Annotated in this window: 1 protein-coding gene; it reads right to left on the minus strand. The window is 45.4% G+C overall.

All coding sequences use genetic code 11. The annotated features are described in order from the left end of the window. Window positions 1-5: 5 nt before the first annotated feature. On the minus strand, window positions 6-511 hold a 506-nt coding region (locus tag ACS8FD_RS24760; RefSeq protein WP_439277792.1), incomplete at its 5' end, for an alpha/beta hydrolase-fold protein.

The following is a 511-nucleotide window of genomic DNA, read 5'->3' on the forward strand; positions in this document are numbered from 1 at the left end:
AGTAACTAACTCAGCTGCGCCATGCGCCAATGATGTTCAATATGATCATTGATTACGGTTTGGATAAAGTAATAGCTGTGATCGTGACCTGCTTGATAGCGTAGTGTTAACGGCTGTTTGGCCTCTTCACAAGCTTCTTGTAGCTTAGGCGTTTGTAGCTGCCCTTCTGCTAAGAAGTTATCAGCGGCACCTTGGTCAACTAAGAGACTTGAATACTTACGACCGACGCTTTTGATCGTTTGCGTTGCATCAGCTTGCGTCCACTGCGCTTTGTCATCGCCAAAGTATTCTGTATAAGCGGCCTCCCCCCATGCTGACTCACTGGCCGCGCTTACTGGAGACAATGCCGACACACTGACAAACTTACTTGGAAATTTAAAACCGAGTAATAATGCGCCATGACCACCCATAGAATGGCCTGTGACACCGATACTGCTAATAGGAAACTCAGAACGAAGCAGATCATATAACTCATCAACGATATAACTTTGCATGTTAAAGTTTTTAGCCC

The sequence above is a fragment of the Psychrobacter sp. 1U2 genome, from assembly GCF_051847575.1.